Source organism: Arthrobacter sp. U41 (assembly GCF_007679325.1).
Classification (GTDB): domain Bacteria; phylum Actinomycetota; class Actinomycetes; order Actinomycetales; family Micrococcaceae; genus Arthrobacter.
On sequence record NZ_VEGI01000001.1, the window covers coordinates 1,543,141 to 1,559,251 of the forward strand.

Annotated in this window: 20 protein-coding genes; 7 read left to right on the plus strand and 13 right to left on the minus strand. The window is 67.0% G+C overall.

Going from position 1 to position 16,111, the window contains the following annotated elements:
* Positions 1 to 73 precede the first annotated feature (73 nt).
* Both FS787_RS07185 and arfB read left to right on the plus strand, forming a co-directional pair.
* On the plus strand, positions 74 to 889 hold the full coding sequence (locus FS787_RS07185; protein ID WP_144671504.1) for a DeoR/GlpR family DNA-binding transcription regulator: 816 nt from the start codon (positions 74 to 76) through the stop codon (positions 887 to 889).
* 4 nt (positions 890 to 893) lie between these two features.
* Complete coding sequence (gene arfB, locus FS787_RS07190; RefSeq protein WP_144671505.1) at positions 894 to 1,316, plus strand: alternative ribosome rescue aminoacyl-tRNA hydrolase ArfB; 423 nt, start codon at positions 894 to 896, stop codon at positions 1,314 to 1,316.
* A gap of 6 nt (positions 1,317 to 1,322) precedes the next feature.
* On the opposite strand, the gene FS787_RS07195 is transcribed toward arfB, so the two are convergent.
* From FS787_RS07195 to FS787_RS07205, 3 genes are all read right to left on the minus strand, one after another.
* Entirely contained in the window at positions 1,323 to 1,667 is a 345-nt protein-coding gene (locus FS787_RS07195) for a DUF6221 family protein (RefSeq protein WP_144671506.1), read from the minus strand.
* 192 nt (positions 1,668 to 1,859) lie between these two features.
* Complete coding sequence (locus tag FS787_RS07200; RefSeq protein WP_260982433.1) at positions 1,860 to 2,234, minus strand: nuclear transport factor 2 family protein; 375 nt, start codon at positions 2,232 to 2,234, stop codon at positions 1,860 to 1,862.
* A gap of 83 nt (positions 2,235 to 2,317) precedes the next feature.
* Positions 2,318 to 3,112, minus strand: a complete 795-nt coding sequence (locus tag FS787_RS07205) for an alpha/beta fold hydrolase (RefSeq protein WP_144671508.1) — start codon at positions 3,110 to 3,112, stop codon at positions 2,318 to 2,320.
* A gap of 97 nt (positions 3,113 to 3,209) precedes the next feature.
* Here FS787_RS07205 and FS787_RS07210 point away from each other — a divergent pair, with 97 nt between their 5' ends.
* The gene (locus FS787_RS07210) at positions 3,210 to 3,782 is read left to right on the plus strand and encodes an MOSC domain-containing protein (protein ID WP_144671509.1); all 573 of its coding nucleotides are present in this window, start codon (positions 3,210 to 3,212) and stop codon (positions 3,780 to 3,782) included.
* Between the two features lie 124 nt (positions 3,783 to 3,906).
* Here the strand turns inward: FS787_RS07210 and FS787_RS07215 are convergent, their stop codons facing one another.
* From FS787_RS07215 to FS787_RS07235, 5 genes are all read right to left on the minus strand, one after another.
* Positions 3,907 to 5,028, minus strand: coding sequence for an FAD-binding oxidoreductase (locus FS787_RS07215; protein ID WP_144671510.1), 1,122 nt, complete (start codon positions 5,026 to 5,028; stop codon positions 3,907 to 3,909).
* Positions 5,029 to 5,094: 66 nt separating this feature from the next.
* The gene (locus FS787_RS07220) at positions 5,095 to 6,153 is read right to left on the minus strand and encodes a Gfo/Idh/MocA family oxidoreductase (protein WP_144671511.1); all 1,059 of its coding nucleotides are present in this window, start codon (positions 6,151 to 6,153) and stop codon (positions 5,095 to 5,097) included.
* On the minus strand, positions 6,153 to 6,938 hold the full coding sequence (locus tag FS787_RS07225) for an amino acid ABC transporter ATP-binding protein (protein ID WP_144671512.1): 786 nt from the start codon (positions 6,936 to 6,938) through the stop codon (positions 6,153 to 6,155). Before FS787_RS07225 ends, FS787_RS07220 begins: the two co-directional genes overlap by 1 nt.
* Positions 6,935 to 7,723 (minus strand): amino acid ABC transporter permease, encoded by a 789-nt coding sequence (locus tag FS787_RS07230; protein ID WP_056430206.1) that lies wholly within the window; start codon positions 7,721 to 7,723, stop codon positions 6,935 to 6,937. The genes FS787_RS07225 and FS787_RS07230 overlap by 4 nt, the downstream gene beginning before the upstream one ends.
* 83 nt (positions 7,724 to 7,806) lie before the next feature.
* Complete coding sequence (locus FS787_RS07235; protein ID WP_144672034.1) at positions 7,807 to 8,652, minus strand: ABC transporter substrate-binding protein; 846 nt, start codon at positions 8,650 to 8,652, stop codon at positions 7,807 to 7,809.
* Positions 8,653 to 8,854: 202 nt separating this feature from the next.
* Here FS787_RS07235 and FS787_RS07240 point away from each other — a divergent pair, with 202 nt between their 5' ends.
* Positions 8,855 to 9,937 (plus strand): LacI family DNA-binding transcriptional regulator, encoded by a 1,083-nt coding sequence (locus FS787_RS07240; protein WP_144671513.1) that lies wholly within the window; start codon positions 8,855 to 8,857, stop codon positions 9,935 to 9,937.
* A 65-nt stretch (positions 9,938 to 10,002) separates the two neighbouring features.
* On the opposite strand, the gene FS787_RS07245 is transcribed toward FS787_RS07240, so the two are convergent.
* Complete coding sequence (locus tag FS787_RS07245) at positions 10,003 to 10,239, minus strand: hypothetical protein (protein ID WP_144671514.1); 237 nt, start codon at positions 10,237 to 10,239, stop codon at positions 10,003 to 10,005.
* Positions 10,240 to 10,359: 120 nt separating this feature from the next.
* Between FS787_RS07245 and FS787_RS07250 the strand changes: the two genes are divergently transcribed.
* The 3 genes from FS787_RS07250 to FS787_RS07260 all read left to right on the plus strand — a co-directional run bounded on the left by FS787_RS07250 (position 10,360) and on the right by FS787_RS07260 (position 12,180).
* Complete coding sequence (locus tag FS787_RS07250) at positions 10,360 to 10,563, plus strand: three-helix bundle dimerization domain-containing protein (protein ID WP_260982434.1); 204 nt, start codon at positions 10,360 to 10,362, stop codon at positions 10,561 to 10,563.
* 136 nt (positions 10,564 to 10,699) lie between these two features.
* Complete coding sequence (locus FS787_RS07255) at positions 10,700 to 10,900, plus strand: hypothetical protein (RefSeq protein WP_144671516.1); 201 nt, start codon at positions 10,700 to 10,702, stop codon at positions 10,898 to 10,900.
* Positions 10,891 to 12,180, plus strand: coding sequence for a sodium:proton antiporter (locus FS787_RS07260; RefSeq protein WP_144671517.1), 1,290 nt, complete (start codon positions 10,891 to 10,893; stop codon positions 12,178 to 12,180). The genes FS787_RS07255 and FS787_RS07260 overlap by 10 nt, the downstream gene beginning before the upstream one ends.
* Before the next feature lie 68 nt (positions 12,181 to 12,248).
* Here FS787_RS07260 and FS787_RS07265 read toward each other — a convergent pair whose 3' ends face one another.
* The 4 genes from FS787_RS07265 to FS787_RS07280 are packed head-to-tail and all read right to left on the minus strand — an operon-like array spanning position 12,249 to position 16,099.
* On the minus strand, positions 12,249 to 13,454 hold the full coding sequence (locus FS787_RS07265; RefSeq protein WP_144671518.1) for an MFS transporter: 1,206 nt from the start codon (positions 13,452 to 13,454) through the stop codon (positions 12,249 to 12,251).
* 51 nt (positions 13,455 to 13,505) lie between these two features.
* A complete protein-coding gene (locus tag FS787_RS07270) occupies positions 13,506 to 14,495 on the minus strand; it encodes a cyclase family protein (RefSeq protein WP_144671519.1) in 990 nt (329 codons plus the stop codon).
* Positions 14,492 to 14,749: a hypothetical protein gene (locus tag FS787_RS07275; RefSeq protein ID WP_144671520.1), complete on the minus strand. Its 258-nt coding sequence runs from the start codon at positions 14,747 to 14,749 to the stop codon at positions 14,492 to 14,494. Before FS787_RS07275 ends, FS787_RS07270 begins: the two co-directional genes overlap by 4 nt.
* A 12-nt stretch (positions 14,750 to 14,761) precedes the next feature.
* Positions 14,762 to 16,099: a TRAP transporter large permease subunit gene (locus tag FS787_RS07280; protein ID WP_144671521.1), complete on the minus strand. Its 1,338-nt coding sequence runs from the start codon at positions 16,097 to 16,099 to the stop codon at positions 14,762 to 14,764.
* Positions 16,100 to 16,111 lie beyond the last annotated feature (12 nt).

Consider the following 16,111-nt stretch of genomic DNA (forward strand, 5'->3'; position numbering starts at 1 on the left):
GTTGGAGGGCGCGGGGGCAGTCTTTGCTTCCCGCTCCCCCGAATCCACGCCGGAACCCCACGAAGGACGCAGAATGCTCGCCGCAGCACGCCACTCCGCCATCATCGCGGAGGTCCAGCGCGAGCGGATCGTCCGCGTCGCGGACCTCGCCCGGATGCTGGGCGTGTCCCTCATGACCGTCCGGCGGGACATCGAGGCACTGGACGCGGCGGGCGCGGTGGAAAAAATCCACGGCGGAGCCAAGCTGCCCGGCGCGGTGAGCACCCATGAGCCCGGTTTCGAGCTGAAGGTGACGCAGTTGCAGGACGAGAAGATGGCGATCGCGCACGAGGCCGCGGCCCAGGTGCGCGAAGGCATGGCGGTAGGCCTCAGCGCGGGCACCACCACCTGGGCGCTGGCGCAGCTGCTGTCCGCCGGGCCCCGAATCACCGTGGTGACCAACTCGGTGCGCGTTGCCGACGTCTTCCACCAGAGTTCGTCCCCGTCCACCGTGATCCTGACCGGCGGCGAGCGCACGCCCTCCGATGCCCTGGTGGGGCCGCTGGCGACGTCGGCCCTCAAGCAGCTGCACCTGGACGTGCTGTTCCTGGGCGTCCACGGTGTGGATGCCGACGCGGGTTTTACGACGCCGAACGTGCTGGAAGCGGAGACGGACCGCGCCTTCGTGGCCGCGGCCCGCCGGGTGGTGGTGCTGGCTGACCACACGAAGTGGGGCACCTTCGGCATCAGCACCATCGCCGGCCTGGAGGAAGCGGACGAGCTGATCAGCGACGAGGGACTGCCCGGGGAGGCCCGGCGGATCCTCGGTGAGCGGGTGGGCCGGCTGCGGCTGGCATCCGGCGGGGCCGGGGCCCCAGGCGGCGAACCGACGACTATCGTGCGACGCTAGTTCCATGGATCTGGAGGTGTCACCCGCGCTCACGATTCCCGCATCGGAGCTGGGCTGGCGGTTCTCGCGGTCGTCCGGGCCCGGCGGCCAGCACGTCAACACCTCGGACAGCCGCGCCGAACTCTCATGGAACATCGCCGCCTCGGCGGCGCTTTCGGAAGAGCAGCGGCTGCTGCTAACCACCCGGCTGGGACGACGTCTAGTCGCCGGGGTGATCACAGTGACGGCGTCCGAGCGGCGCTCCCAGCTGCGCAACCGTGAGATCGCCCTGGCCAAGCTCGCGGGACTTGTGGCGGAGGGTCTTGCCCCCGAGGCTGCCAGCCGCCGGCCGACCAAACCCACACGGGGATCGAAGCAGCGCCGCCTCGCGGCCAAGGGCCAGCGGTCGGCGACGAAACTGCAGCGCAGGCGGCCCTCCGCCGAGTAGCCGGCGCTATTCAGCCGGCACGTCCGTGGGCAGATCCGGCGACCATCCCGGATCGTAGTCCGGGTGCTCCCGATAGGACCCGGCCAAAATGGTCAGCATGGCCCGGCGGGCGACGGCAACCGTCCCCTCAGCGTCCGCGGGATCCTCGATTCCCTCGTCCGCGGCAGCTTGTTTCCAACTCGCGATGATGGCCCTTTTCTGCGCGCACTCCTCCTCCATCCGCTCGCCGAGGGAACCCTTGCCGTCCCCTCCGTCTTCCGGGCGATCCGACGTGCCGACAACGAACATGCCATCCCGGATAGCTGCTTCTTCGTCCGCGATGCGCGCTTCCAGAAACTCGACGATGTTCATGGCGACCATCATTGCACTCCGGACTGGCGCACCAAAGGAATAACGAAAGAGGGCGACGGCGGGACATGCCCCGCCGTCGCCGTCTTACGCTGCATGGGCGGTTGCGCCGCGGATCAGCCCTGGCGGGCCTTCATCGTCGCGGGTGGACGGGGCTCGAAGCCGGCGTCGGGGAGGCCGCGCGTTGATCTCCGGCTAGGCCTTTTCAACCCACTGGGCACGCCATGCCGGCGCCTCGAAGGCTTCGCTCCAGTACGCCGTCTCCTTGGCGATCTTGCCGTCCCGGAATTCGAAGATAAAGACCGTTTCATACGTCGGGCCCTCGTAGTCCAGTGACGCCTCCAGGACCACCAGGTCCCCGCCGCTGACCAGCCGGCGGGGCGTGATGGTCGGCAGTTGCGGGAAGGCACTGTAGATGCCCCTCCGGTTCTCGGCGCCGCGGACGAGTTCACCGGATTGCGGCCAGTGCATCACGGCGTCGTCGTGGAACAGCTCATCCATCAGCTCAACCCGACGGTCATTGAGGCACGCCACCAGCCGCTTGACCACGTTCTCATTTGCAGATTCCACAGTCCCACGTTCCTCTCCGTTGATGTCTCGCATTGTGCTCCGGACGCGTGGTTTGCGCCAGAGGAGAAGAACTCCTGCCGGCCTCAGCCGACGGAGCTCAGGAATTTCGTCGCATCCGCAGCCACCTGTTCGGGGCATTCCCACAGCACCAGGTGCGCGACGCCGGGATAGACCTTCAACTCGGCGCCCGCTATTCGTGCCGCCAGGGCCTCCTGGTGCCGCCGCGGCAGCACGCCGTCGTGCGCTCCCCACAGGATCAGGGTGGGCGCATGAATCGTTCCGGATTCGGTGGGCGGAGTGGCGGCACACAGGCCCGCCAGGATGCGCTTCCATGCGTGCGCGGGCATCCTGACGCCGTCCTGCACCCGGTCCTCGATGAACCACCGCGGCACCGGATGCAGGAGGGGAAACCAGGACAGCGAACTGCGCACCCAGTCCTCGTCGATGGGGTCCGTGAGGCGATCGACCTCGTCCGCGAATGCAGGCCGGCCCCGCAGGCTCAAGGGAGCGCCCACCAGCACCAGCGCTGCGACGCGCTCCGGGTACCCGACGGCCAGCTGCTGGGCCACGTAGCCGCCACTGGAGGAACCGAGCACAAATGCCTTCGGCACGTTGAGGGCGTCCAGGATTGCGGCGGCGTCCCCGCCCTGTTCCGCCAGCGAATACCCGTCTGCGGGTTTGTCCGCCCCGCCCTGGCCGCGGAGGTCGGGCGCGTAGACCCTGAAGTCAGCCAGCCGGGGCACAAGGCGGTCGAAGCTTCGGCGGGATTCGCCCCAGGCATGCAACAGCAACAGCGGCCGCGCGTCGGCGCTTCCCTGAACGAGGCACGGCACCGAGATGCCCGTGGGGAGCCGCAGATTCCGGACCTCGGAGTCCATAGGCTCAGGGTACGCCTCGCTGTGCCGTGGCGGTCCTGCCCGGAACCCGCTCCGGCGCCGAGGTGCCGTCCGTGGCCGGGGAGGATAGTTTGGGGACATGACGGCAAGCTACAGGTACGACGTCGAGATTCTGCACCTCCTCGTGTCGCCCGCTCACGCGTACTTCGGCCGCGCCCGCGAGGGCGCAGCCGACGTCCCCACGACGGACGCGGACCGGGTGGAACTGGTGGCCGGCAAGGGGATCGTCGGCGACCGGTTTTTCGGCAAGGCGGCGCACATGGATGCGGCCGTCACCCTGGTCGCCGCCGAAGCCCTCGAAGCGATGGCCACGGAGCTCGGCGTCGGGCCGTTTGACCCGCTGTTGACCCGGCGCAATGTGGTTCTCAGGGGCGCCCACCTGGCTCCCCTGCTGGGCCACGACTTCGCGCTGGAATCGGGCGGGGAAATAGTGAGGCTCCGGGCGGGGCGGCCGGCCCACCCCTGTGCCTGGATGGACCGGATGCTGGCCCCCGGAGCACACGCCGCCATGCGCGGGAGGGGAGGTGTGCGCTGCCAGCCGCTGTCGGACGGCCTGCTGCACCGCGGCCCGGCCGTGCTGGTCAGCCCGGTGCCCCTGGACCCTGCTCTCGCCGGCACGCCGAGCTTGCTGCGGCCGTCGCGGCTGCCGTAGCGCTGCCCCGCCTCCCGGGTCCCCCACTGCCGAGTTCGCCGGAAACCCGCGGGGTCGCCGGAAGGTCGGCAAGCCCGCAGGTTTCCGGCGAACCCGGTGTGGAGACTTCGCGGAAGTTGGCCGCCTACGAAAAGCGTCCCGGCCGGAAGGTGGCCAGCAGCGGGTGCTTAGCGCCGGTCAGAATCTCGCCCGCAAGGAGTTCGCCCGCGATGAGGCCCAGCGTGGCCCCCGAATGTGTGAAGGCCACGAAGCAGCCGGGCACCTGGCCGAGTTCACCGAGGACCGGCTCGCCGTCGCCGGGAATCGGCTTGTACCCGAGCTTCCAGGAGGCCGGTTTGAGTTCGGGGTTGCCCGCGATGAGCTTGGAGGCTTCATCGGCCAGTTCCTGGACCACGTCATCGGGGATGCTGAAGGAGCCGTCGGCGTGTTCGGTGATGCGCTCCTCGTACCAGTCGTGGTCCAGGGCCAGCGCATCGCCGGGGTTGGGCCGGACGGCGGCCCGGGGGGTGTTCAGCACGGCCTTCATTTCGTGGTCCAAAGGCTTTGTCAGCACCAGCATGGAAACCGGGGATCCGTTCGGGATCTCGACGCCGAGGGGCGCGACGACGGCAGGCGTTGCAGCCCCGCAGGCCACGAGCACGGCGTCCGTTTCATAAATCTCTCCTGCCGCCGTCTCGACGCCGGTGGCCCGGCCGGCGCCGACTGCGACGGAGACCTTGCCGGCGTTGAGGACTAGCTCCCCGCCGAGGGAGTGAAACTCCTCCATCAGGAAGTCCACCAGTTCGGGCAGGCTGACCCAGCCTTCGCCGGGATTGAAGATGGCCTTCTCCGCTACGGCCTCCGGGTCGAGGCCGGGTGTTGTGGCGGAAATCTGTTCAGGTGCCAGGAGTTTGGAGTCGTAGCCGATGGACGTCTCGTAGTTGTGGCGCGCTTCCGTGGCGGCCCGCTGTCCGGGAGCGTTCCACATGAGGCCGCCGCCGAATTGCAGCCAGTCCCGGCCCGGGTCCGAGGCGAAGAGCGTGCGGTAGCGGTCCACGCCGGCCACGCGGAGCTGGTGGTAGGGGGTGGACCGCTCGCCGGCGGAATTCAGCCAGGACAGCGAGCGGCCCGTGGCGCCGCTGGCCAGGCCCTCTTCGCTCAACAGGATGACGGATGCGCCTTCGCGGAGCAGGTGGACGGCGGTGGAGACGCCGAGGATGCCGGCGCCGATAACGGCCACGCGCTTGGTGGAGGGGGTGGAGGACATGATTCTCCCTTTCTTTGCAGGTGCTTGGGGTTGTGCAGGTCCCCGTGGGGGATGCGGTTAGGACGGTTAGGCCTGGGCGAAGGCTCGGATGTTCTCGATGACCTTCAGCACGTTGAGTGATTCTTCGGGGTCGACCGGCAGCGGTCCTTGGCCCCGGATGGCTGCCGCCAGCCGGGTGTAGAACTCGGGGTAGGCGCCCCTTTTGGCCGGTACCGGCTGGGTGGCTCCATCCACGCCAATGCGCCCCCAGGAGTCCTCGGGGTCCACGCCGTAGGCGGGATCCGACGGCGTCATGCCGGTTGCGAGGGCGGGCTCTTGGCTGTCCAGGCCCCACTTCGTGTACCCGGCCCGGGACCCCAGGACGTGGAAACGGGGGCCGACCTTTGCTGCCATGCCGTTCATCCATAGCCGTGACCGGACCCCGGATTCGTGGAGCAGCGAAACGAAGGCCTCGGTATCGGCTCCGTCGGGATGTCCATGGTTGGCTGTCTCGCCGTTGCTTTCGGCCACAGGGCCGAAGAGCTGAATGGCCTGGTCGATCAGGTGGGCGCCGAGGTCGTTGAGCATGCCGCCGCCGTCGGACGCTGCCGCCGTGTCCCGCCAGTTTCCGAAGCCTTCCGGCCGCCACCACTCAAAGCGCGACTCGAAGCTGCGGACTTCACCCAGCGCCCCGACCCGGAGAAGTTCTTGAAGCGTTAGGAAATCGGCGTCCCACCGCCGGTTCTGGAACACCGTGAGCTTCACCCCGGCGTCGGACGCCCGGGCGATGAGCTCTGCGCCGTGCGCCGCCGTGGTGACGAACGGCTTGTCCACCACCACATGCAGGCCGTGGGCGATGGCAGTCGCGGCGAGGTCGAAGTGCATCAGCGGGGGCGTGCCGAGGACCACGAGGTCCAGGTCGCCGGCGAGGGCGAACAGGGCCTCGGGCGTCGGGACGATCCGGGCCTGCGGGTAGAGCTGTGCCGCCTCAGCTGCGCGGCCAGGATCGGCCGTGACGATCACGTCCAGCGAGAAGGCGGACTGCGCCGAGATCAGCGGAGCGTGGAAGACCTTGCCCGAGACCCCGAAGCCGACGACGGCTGTGCGGATGGGCGCCGCTGCGGTGTTTCCCTCCAGGGTCTCCATCAGAGCACTTCCGAAAGGAATCGCTGGAGGCGTTCGCTTTGCGGGTTGTCGAAGAGTTCGGCGGGAGTGCCTGACTCGACAACCTCGCCTTCATCCATAAAGACCACCTGATCGGCGACTTTTCGGGCGAACCCCATCTCATGTGTGACCACCAGCATGGTCATGCCGCGGCGGCCAAGGCCGGCCATCAGGTTCAGCACCCCCTTGACCAGTTCCGGATCCAGCGCGCTGGTGGCCTCGTCGAAGAGCATGACTTCCGGTTCCATGGCCAGGGCGCGGGCAATGGCAACACGCTGCTGCTGCCCGCCGGAGAGGTCCCGGGGCCGGTGGTCGGCGCGTTCGGCAAGACCCACCTCGGCGAGGCGGCGGTGGGCGCGCTCCCTGGCTTCGGCCTTGGGCATTCCTTTGACGCTCCAGAGTGCCAGTGCCACGTTTTCGAGGGCGGTATGGTCCGGAAAGAGATTGAAATGCTGGAACACCATGCCGATGCGGCTGCGCAGGAGATCCGGTTTGACGTCCAGCGCGCTCTCGCCTGCTAGCAGCACGTCCCCGCTCTTGGGTTCGTGCAGGCGGTTCACGCCGCGGAGGAGGGTGGATTTGCCGGAGCCGGAGGGGCCGATGATGCAGGTGGTGGTGCCGGGGGCGACGGTGAGGCTGACATTGCGGAGCACCTCGATATCGCCGTAAGCCATGGTGAGGTTTTTCAGTTCCAGGCTGGAGCCCTGGAAGGTCTCGATGTCCGGGGCGATGTTGCCGGTGCTGGCGGTGTTGCTTGCGAGGCTCATGTGTTGCTCCCGGTTGTCAGCGGTGAGGCCGCGGCGAGTTCTTTGACTTCCTTGAGGCCGCTACTGGGCGCGGCGGGGCGCCGCCGGCCGGTGCGGAAGCGGTTGTCGAAGTAGTTGACCAGATGGGTCAGGGGCACCGTGATCAGCAGGTAGAAGATCCCGGCCAGGACCAGCGGCGAGAGGTTGCCGGAGAGGACTGCGGCGTCCTGGCCCACGCGGAACAATTCGCGTTCGGAGACCAGCAAGCCCAGGAAGTAGACCAGCGAGGAGTCCTTGACGATCGCGATGAACTGGTTCACCAGCGCCGGCAGGACCCGGCGGACGCCCTGCGGCACCACCACCAGGGCCATGGATTTCGCGTAGCTCATGCCCAGAGCACGGCAGGCCTCGCCCTGGCCTTTGTCCACGCTCTGTATGCCGGCCCGGAAGATCTCGCCAATGTAGGCGCTGGCGATCAGGCTCAGGGCGATGATTCCCAAAGGGTAGGGCGAGGGGCCGAAAATCGACTGGCTGAAGCGGGCGAACCCCTGGCCGATCAGCAGGATGGTCAGGATGGCGGGGAGGCCTCGGAAAAGGTCGGTGTAGATCCGTGCGGGGATACGGAGCCACTTGGACGGGGAAATCCCCATCACGGCGACCACCATCCCGAGGACAACGCCGATGATCGTTGCGGCAATGGAGATGATAAGGGTGTTAAGGAGTCCGACTCCCAGAAGCTGGGGCAGGACTTCGGCCATTGCGCCGAAGTCGAAGAAGGTGCGGGTGATGGTGCTTAACCAGTCCATGGTTGCTCTCAAACGTAGATGGTTTATGGATGCCGGGCGGGCCGCACGGTGCGACCCGCCCGGTCAGGTGGCTGCTGGGCCGTTTACTTGCTCGGCGTCGGACTGGCCGTCTGTTCCGCCTTCGGCAGGTACTGCTCGGGCATCGGGGAGCCCGGGAACCACTTCTCGTACAGCTTCTTCCAGGTGCCGTCCTCCATGGCTTCGGCGAGACCCTTGTTGAGGGCGTCCCTGAAGGCCGATTTGCCTTTCGCCACGGCGAACCCGGCCGGCGCATCGAAGGACGGGATGTCCGCGGCGCTGACCAGTCCGTACTGTTCCTGGTAGGCCTTCGCCGCCTCGTAGTCCAGGAAGTGTGCGTCGATGGATCCACTGTTCACCGCCGAGATGGCGGTGTTGTTGTCCGGGAAACGGACAAGGTCCGCGGCGGTGAAGTTCTTGACGGCATAGGCCTCCTGGAGCGTTCCCTGCACGACGCCGAGGCGCTTGCCGGAGAGCCCGTCGGCGTTGGCGATGCCCGAGGTCTTGGTGGTGATGACGGTCAGGTAACCGGCCAGGTAGCCGTCGGAGAAGTCGACGGTCTGCTTGCGCTTGTCCGTAATGCCGATCGCCGCGACGCCGGCGTCGAACTGGCCGTTGGCGACGGCGGCCAGCAGTCCCGAGAAGTCCTGTCCGGTGAAGACGACGTTGTCGACTCCGGCGCGGTGGGCGACATCCTTGAAGAGTTCGACGTCGAAGCCGGTGAAGTTCCCCTGGGCGTCGGCGAAGGTGTAGGGCTTGGAGTCGCCCAGGCTGGCGACGCGAATGGTGCCGGGCTCAATCAGGCCGTAGGGGTTGTCCGCCGGCGTAGACGAAGCGGAGGACGTACCGCCGCAGCCGGACAAGGCCAGTACCGCGGCCACAGCAGCGGCGATGAGCGCCACAGGGCGCATCTTATTTCCTGTGTTCACAGCGTTTCCAATCATGGGGGTGAGGGGTGAGGTAGACGGGCATTGAGACCCGTGGTGCGGGATTGTCGATGCGGTCTTGCTGAGTCCGGTCTCAGTGCCTAGGATTGAGACCGGACTCACATCGATTGCTAGAAATGTAATCGAAGCCACATCCGGCGTCAAGGGTCCGCTACGAAAGGCCGTAATGAATAGTGATGCTTCCCGGCGCCGCGATGTCACTGTCGCCGATGTCGCAAGAGCCGCCCAGGTGTCCAAGGCCCAGGCGGCCCGCGCCCTCGGCAACTACGGCGCCGTCAGCGACGACGTCCGCGAGCGGGTGCTGGCGGCCGCCGAAGAGCTGGACTACCGGCCCAACGAGCTGGCCCGCAGCATGAACACGGGAAAATCACACACCATCGGCGTGGTGGTGGGCGACATCGAAAACCCCCATTTCGGCCTGGCCACCCGGGGCATCACGGACACCGCCAAGCGGAGCGGATTCAACGTCATCCTGATTAATACCGACGAGGACACCGCGGCCGAAATCGATGCTGTCAGGGTGCTCCTGGACAAGCGGGTGGACGGCCTGATTGTGGCGCCAGCGTCTTCCGTGGAAACGCATCATTTACGGCGCGTTCACGAGTCCGGCCGCCCGCTGGTCCTGCTGGACCGAAAGGCGCCAGGGCTGGACGTCCACACAGTGGCCGTCGACATGGAGGGCATCTCCCACGATTCCACCACCTACCTGATCAACTCCGGCCACCGCAGAATCGCGTTCATCTCCACGCTGAGGACAGACGGGCCGTACCGGGACGGCATGCCGCTGGACTCATCCCAGATTTCGGACCGTCGCGACGGCATGAAGCGCGCGTTCGTTGAGGCCGACTTGGAGTTGCCGGACGACTTGATCCGGCTCAATGCTGGCGATGCCGAATCGATCAAGAAAATCACCCGCGAGCTGCTCCAGCGCCCGGACCCCGCGACGGCGATCATCGCCTCCGACGGGCTGATCGGCCTGAGTGTGGTGGAGGCCATCCAGGAGCTTGACCTGTCGATTCCCCAGGATGTCTCCTTCCTCATGTATGACGATTTCGCTTGGACACGGCTGACCACCCCGCCGCTCACCGTCATCGCGCAGCCGGTGTATGACATGGGTGTTGCAGCTGCGGAGGCCCTGATCCGGCAAATCGAAGGCCGGAAGATGCCTGCGGCCGATCCGGAGTTTATGGCCGAGCTAATTCGCCGCGGCTCGGTCGCGGCGCCCAAAGCGATCGACGTCGACCACTGATCCGGCCGTGGCGCTCCCGGCCAAGGGAATTAGGACAGGCAGCCCAGGAGCGCGCGGCGGGTCTCCTACGCGAACCGGGACTCGGGCTCCAGCACGGTGAACTCCGTCGAGCCGTGATCGGTCGGGACCCTGCGCGGCACGGACCCTGAGAAGAAGATCCAGACGGCGTTGCCGCCGTCGGCCGTCACCTCATCGACGATGCCGACGCCCAGATCCTGGTCACCGACCCGTACGCGGACCTCCTGCCCGCGCCTGAGTTCACTCCCGTGCACATTCCGGCCGGACTTTCCTTCAAAGCTCATGGTGGCGCCTTCCCGTCAACTGAGATGGGTCACCTCCAGCGTAGGCTCGGCCCGTTAACGGCCGGTGAACGCCGCCGCCCAATGATTGACGCCGGAAGCGGCCTGAATCACACTGAAATGGTGAGCGACGCCGAGAGGGAACCGACCATCCGCAAGGTTGCAGACCGCCTCGCCACCCGCTTCCCCGCGGCGCCCCGGCACCGCATCGAAGGAATCGTCGCAGAGGAATACGACTCCCTGGACACCGGGCGCATCAGAATCTACATCCCGACCCTGATCGAAAACAGCGCCCGGAGCAGACTCCACCGGGAACTCAACACATAGGCCGGCGTTTCCAAGCCGGCGGCCCCTAGGGACTTTGGACACGGGCCCGGGCAGGTCCACCCGGCCTAAAATTGAGCATGGCCGGTTCCGGCACGCCCGGACTGGATCGAAGGACGACCCGCAGGAGTAACAACTCGTGTCCAGCGCGGAGATCGAAGAACTGCGCGCATTGCTTGAAGAAGTCATCAGGCTCCGGCGCAACGTCAATCACGCCGAAACAAGCAGCGCCGGAAAGATCGACGCCGTGCGGCCCCGCCGCCGCGGGAGCGCCCTCAACCCGGTTCACTACCCCGAGGTGCGGCGCCGCGACATCCGGACGGATCCGACATGGAGCTGACGGCCTTAGTCCTGCTCACCGCCACGCTGTTCGCGTGGGCACTGGTGTCCGCGCGGCTTCAGCGCGCGGACCTGACCGCGCCCGTGGTGTTCACCGCCGTCGGCGCGGCCATGGCCTGGTCCGGGGTAGTCGATGTCTCCTCTCCGCCGGAAGCGGTCACGCCGGTGGTCGAGGTCACCCTGGTGTGGGTGCTTTTCTCCGACGCCGCCCGCCTGCCCCTCCAGCAACTGCGCCGTGACGTGGGCCGTTATGTCCGGCTGCTGGGAATCGGCCTGCCGCTGACCATCGTGTTCGGGTGGCTCCTGGCCCTGTGGTTCTTCCCCCACTTCGGGCTGTGGCTGGCCCTCCTCGTCGGCGCCGCGTTGGCGCCCACCGACGCCGCCCTCGGGATCCCCGTAGTGACGAACCCGGCGGTACCGTCACGGATCCGCCAGCTCATCACGGTCGAGAGCGGCCTCAACGACGGCATCGCCACCCCGGTGGTGATGGTCGCGATCGCCGGGGCGGCCGCCGCGGCAGGACTGGAGAGCGCCGAGGCTCCCGGCAGCGCCGCTGTCGAACTGCTCATCGGCGCCGGCGTCGGAGCATCAACCGGAGCCCTGGGCGGGTGGCTGCTGCGGCTGGCCCGCCGGCACGGGACGGCCACCGAGGACTTCGCCGGCATCGGCGTCCTTGCCCTGAGCCTACTCGCCTACACCGCCGCCCTCGCCGTGAGCGGCAACGGCTTCGTCGCCGCGTTCTGCGCCGGGCTGGCGTTCGGCACCTGCGCCGGCCGACGGGGTCCGGCGGAACTGGTGTTCGTCGAGCAGATGGGCGGTCTGGTCTCCCTGCTCGTGTGGCTGACCTTCGGAGCCATCTCCGTTCCCACCATGCTGGCGAACTTTGTTCCCCTGACCTTGGTCTATGCCGTGCTCAGCCTCACGGTGGTACGCATGCTGCCTGTGGCACTCGCCTCGATTGGTACCGGCCTCGACCGGAAGACCATCCTGTTCGTGGGGTGGTTCGGTCCGCGCGGCCTCGCGTCGCTGGTGTTCGCGCTGCTGGCGCTGGAAGCCCTCGGCGCAGTGTCAGATGAGGCGGTGGGCGTCATCACGGCCACCGTCCTGCTCAGCGTCGTGGCCCACGGCATCAGCGCCGCGCCGCTGGCCGCCCGCTACGGACGGGCCGCCGCGGGCCCGGAACCCGGCGGTCCGGTGCCGGTCACTCCCGCGCCCGGCCGGGGCCTGAGCCGCAAGCACACCGCCGTTCCGCGGTTCCGGCCGAAATGGCTCCGTCGCTAAGGCCGACTGCACATGAGCGGCGAGCCCGTGATCCGCGGGCTCGGCGACGACGCCCGGCTCGCCGGGTGTCACTCGTTCTCATGATTGCTCCCCGGTTGTTTGCCGGCGTCGGATCCCGCTACGACGGCGAGGGCGCCGAGCAAGACCGCGGCGTTGGCCCAGAAGATGCCCAGAACCCCCAGGGGTGCAGCCAGGGCTCCCACGGCGAGGGGAAGGGAGATCTGGGCGAACCGGTTGGTCGTGAGGCGAAGCCCGAGTACCGCCCCGTGGCGGGAGGGGTCGGCGAGGCCTGTCACCCACGCCATTGTCAGGGGTTGGGGTATGCCCAGCCCGATTCCGAGACCGATCATCACGCCAATTGCGCCAAACGTGCCAACGAGCGGAAGCGCCATGAGTGCCAGGGCTGCGACCGCGATGGAGGTAAGCAGGAGGGCTTTGCGTCCGAATTTGCCGATGAGCCGGGTCAGTCCGAGTCGGCTCAGCACTGACACGGCAGCCCTCAGCGCGAGAAGAAAACCCACTGTGGGCGCGGTGATGCCATTGTCCGTGGCCCAGACAGGCACGAAGGCGTACATGAGGTCCACCGTCGTGAGCACCGCGGCACTGACCGCGAGTGACCTCCACACCCCGGGTATCGCGACCAGCCCGCGCACGCGGGACGGAACCCTCGTCTGAAGCCGCCGCTTCATCCGGAGGTTTGCATCCGGACCCCGAAGAACGAAATATCCTGGTGCCGCCAGGAGCGTGAAGGCCAGACATACCAGCAGTCCCACACCGGTATCGGGAAGGCTTCCGCTGCTTCCCGCTCCGAGCGACGCTACGATTGTGACCGCCGGCGGCCCGACGAGCTGGCCCACAGACGCCGCCGCTGTGAGTGCCCCGAAGGCGCCATCCCTCGAATCGGCGGTGCTGTAGTGGGCCACGAAGCTCTGGTGGCCCACTATTACCAAGAGATGTCCGAGGCCCACAATCGCACTGGCGATCAAGAGTGCGGGGAGGCCCGGGATAACCAGCAGGGCGGCGGTGCCTGCCGCAGCTATCAGCAGGCCGATCACCGCCATGCCGGTCCCGCCGACCCGGTCCGCGACGCGCCCGGCCGGGATGGCCGCCAAAAGGGCAGGCAGGGCGAAGCTGGACGCCAGCGCGCCAAGGAAAACCGGGTCGGCGCCCGCCGCCAGCGCCCGGTATCCAATGATGAGCCGGATACCCGTCCAGGACGCCTGTGCCAGGGCGGCCTGGCTGCCCAGGATCAGCCGCCACGAGATCCCGGTCAATGGCTGGGCGGGAAGGCTTCGTCCCCGACGGGCATACGGAGTGCCTCCATGTCAGACCACTGCCGTGGCGTTGGCCGGCGATCCGGTTCCACCGGTGATGTTCAGGGGCTTGACGGTGACAAAGGCGTCCCAGTTTCCGGTGGATCTCATCTGCCGGCTGAGGGGTCCTAGCCGCCACAGTTCACCGATGGCCGTGCCAAGTTTGGCCAGTAGTTGCTGGTGCATCATGCCGTGGTCGTTCGGGGCGGAGTGGAGGAACGGACTGGCGGGTACAACGGGAAGGCATTCGAGGGCAAAATTGTCGGCGGCGATCAGTGCCAACTGGTTGTCCCAAGCCCAGGCGACGAAGTCCTCCGACTGGGCTACGCCGGTTGCCCTGCGTGTGTCACGGGCGCGTATCTTTTCGTCCGCTGTCAGGGCAAGGAACCATTCACACCAACCGGTGTGGAGCATAAGGATGTCGCCGTGGCGCAGGCGGAGGGATTGTGCGGCCATCGCCGCATGGATCAGATCAAGGCCGAGGGGTTCTCCTCCCGGGTGGTCTATCGGGTTTCCCTGGTCCTTGCGGAACCCGTCGAGGTCAACGAGCACTCCCCTGCCGGCAATGGGGTGCTCCGCCCATTCCTGGATGCCGAGCTCGGCGGTTCCTTCCCGGACCTGATTATCAGGGGTGCCGTTGTAGAAGCCGATGTCGTCGGCCCTGCGGTGGCGGAGGCCGTCGATCTGTGTCGATCCCTGGAGGTAGTAGCCGTCCACGAAGTCGTCGCGGTGCGCCGGATGCGAGGAGTAGATGGTGTGGCGTGGAGCTGTGCGCTTGAGCGACATCCCGGGGGCGAAGGCGTCGGCTGTGTAGTCCAGTCCGAACACTGCCCCGCTCCGGATGCAGTCGCGGGCCTGCAGGACGGCATCCCCGTCGATGAAGGAGGGCGTCCCGCGTCCCGGTTCAGGAAAGAGCCCCCATGACGTGCCGGCGAGTTTGCCCGCCCTTCGCAGGAGTCCGGCGTAGGACGGATAGCTTCCGGGTTCCGTAGGTATCGTCATCGCGTGGTTGCCTCCTGGGGTGTCCGGCTTTGCTTTTGCGGGCGCTTGTAGCTGAGAAGGAACCCTGCGATGGCGCACACGGACGCCGCGACGCACATCGGGGTCTTGATGGCCTCGTTGAAGAATTCCAGCCAATCTCCCCGTCCGAAGATCAGCGCGAGGGCCTGACCCGCCACGTACAACACTCCCCCAGAGAGGAGTACTGCGAGCGTGAGAACGAAAATTACGCCGATGAACCGCCTGATCTGCTGCATTGTCATATTCCCTTAGACCGGCAAGACGCCGACAGTAATCAGTACGCCGATACCCAGCAACGGCAGTGCGTAATGTGTGAGCAGGCGGGCGAAGGTCTTGACTGGATCCACATCTGCGATGCCACAGGCGACGTATAACGGCGCGCCTCCCGGCGGGACCGCTGCTTCGCAGGACGAGAACACCAGTACTGCGACGGCTGCGGTGGTGGCCGGTACGCCGGCGGCCACGAGTGTGGCGACGCCGACAGTTCCGACGGCGGCCATGGTGGCCGTGGCGGACAGCGGCGCGGCCACCGCGATAACGATCAGCCCGATCAGGATCGCGAGAAGCCACAGCGGCAGATTCAGGCCGTTGAGCAAAGCTGTCATCTGCTGGGGCAAGCCGGTGGCGGCAAGGGCGTTGGCCCCCGCGAACGCGAAAACGACCGTGACGCCGACGACGCCGAACCTCGGGGCGGACTGCTGCAGTAGCGCCCACCAGGCACGGAGGCTGCCGGGGAGCCGTCTCCTGCCCAGCAGCGCACCGGTAATGATCAGGACCACCGGTATCCAGATGATCACGCTGACGGATTTGGCCACGTCCACGCCGGTCCAGTCCGAAAGCGCCGTCGCGATGCCGCCTGAGGTGATGAACAACGGAATTGCCACCACGGCGAACAGCGCCAGCGTCGCTGCCCCTTGTTTGAACGCAACTGCGACCGCCAGGCGGTGGGAGGGATCCAACGCGGTCATTCCGCTCCTGCGCACCAGCAACCAGGTAACCACCAGGCGATGCAGGAAGCACCACAACCCGCCGACGAGCAAGGGCAGGACGAGGTCGTCGACGTCCAGCAACGGCCCGACGGTGGCTGATCCAACGAGCACGAACATTGAGGCACTGAACGGGAAGGTGATGCCCATCCCGGCATTTCCGGCGACAAGCGTCGCCGCCGACGGCTTGTCCAGCCTGGATTTCTCCATCCAGGGGATTGTCACGGATCCCACTGTGGCGGCGATGGCCGCTTGGTTGTGGACCACGCCGCCGAGGCCGGCCGAGGCCACGGTAGACACCCAGGCGGGGCCTCCCCTCACGCCGCCGAGCAGGGAGTTCAGCAAATCAATGAGCTTGTCCAGGACTCCCGTCTGGTCGAGCAGGTATCCCATGAAGACGAACGCCATCGTTGCATAGACAATTTCGTCGGTCACCGCAGAATAGAAAGCTGTCCATCCGATGTGTCCCGCGGCGTCCCCCGCGAAAGGGAGTACGACCAAGAAACCGAGAATCATTGCCTCCCCGACGTTGCGCTTTATCAGGGTCGTCCACAGCAGGATGACGGCCAGGTAGGCACCGAGGGCCCAGATGCCAACCATGGTGCTGCTCCT

Bases quoted from the DNA above. Each gene is read 5' to 3' on its own strand.
- FS787_RS07205 (WP_144671508.1), bottom strand. From the start codon at position 3,112: ATGGACTCCGAGGTCCGGAATCTGCGGCTCCCCACGGGCATCTCGGTG.
- FS787_RS07280 (WP_144671521.1), bottom strand. From the start codon at position 16,099: ATGGTTGGCATCTGGGCCCTCGGTGCCTACCTGGCCGTCATCCTGCTG.
- FS787_RS07235 (WP_144672034.1), bottom strand. From the start codon at position 8,652: ATGCGCCCTGTGGCGCTCATCGCCGCTGCTGTGGCCGCGGTACTGGCC.
- FS787_RS07225 (WP_144671512.1), bottom strand. From the start codon at position 6,938: ATGAGCCTCGCAAGCAACACCGCCAGCACCGGCAACATCGCCCCGGAC.
- FS787_RS07220 (WP_144671511.1), bottom strand. From the start codon at position 6,153: ATGGAGACCCTGGAGGGAAACACCGCAGCGGCGCCCATCCGCACAGCC.
- FS787_RS07260 (WP_144671517.1), top strand. From the start codon at position 10,891: ATGGAGCTGACGGCCTTAGTCCTGCTCACCGCCACGCTGTTCGCGTGG.
- FS787_RS07270 (WP_144671519.1), bottom strand. From the start codon at position 14,495: ATGACGATACCTACGGAACCCGGAAGCTATCCGTCCTACGCCGGACTC.
- FS787_RS07240 (WP_144671513.1), top strand. From the start codon at position 8,855: ATGAATAGTGATGCTTCCCGGCGCCGCGATGTCACTGTCGCCGATGTC.
- FS787_RS07245 (WP_144671514.1), bottom strand. From the start codon at position 10,239: ATGAGCTTTGAAGGAAAGTCCGGCCGGAATGTGCACGGGAGTGAACTC.
- FS787_RS07210 (WP_144671509.1), top strand. From the start codon at position 3,210: ATGACGGCAAGCTACAGGTACGACGTCGAGATTCTGCACCTCCTCGTG.
- FS787_RS07215 (WP_144671510.1), bottom strand. From the start codon at position 5,028: ATGTCCTCCACCCCCTCCACCAAGCGCGTGGCCGTTATCGGCGCCGGC.
- FS787_RS07185 (WP_144671504.1), top strand. From the start codon at position 74: ATGCTCGCCGCAGCACGCCACTCCGCCATCATCGCGGAGGTCCAGCGC.
- FS787_RS07230 (WP_056430206.1), bottom strand. From the start codon at position 7,723: ATGGACTGGTTAAGCACCATCACCCGCACCTTCTTCGACTTCGGCGCA.
- arfB (WP_144671505.1), top strand. From the start codon at position 894: ATGGATCTGGAGGTGTCACCCGCGCTCACGATTCCCGCATCGGAGCTG.
- FS787_RS07195 (WP_144671506.1), bottom strand. From the start codon at position 1,667: ATGAACATCGTCGAGTTTCTGGAAGCGCGCATCGCGGACGAAGAAGCA.
- FS787_RS07275 (WP_144671520.1), bottom strand. From the start codon at position 14,749: ATGCAGCAGATCAGGCGGTTCATCGGCGTAATTTTCGTTCTCACGCTC.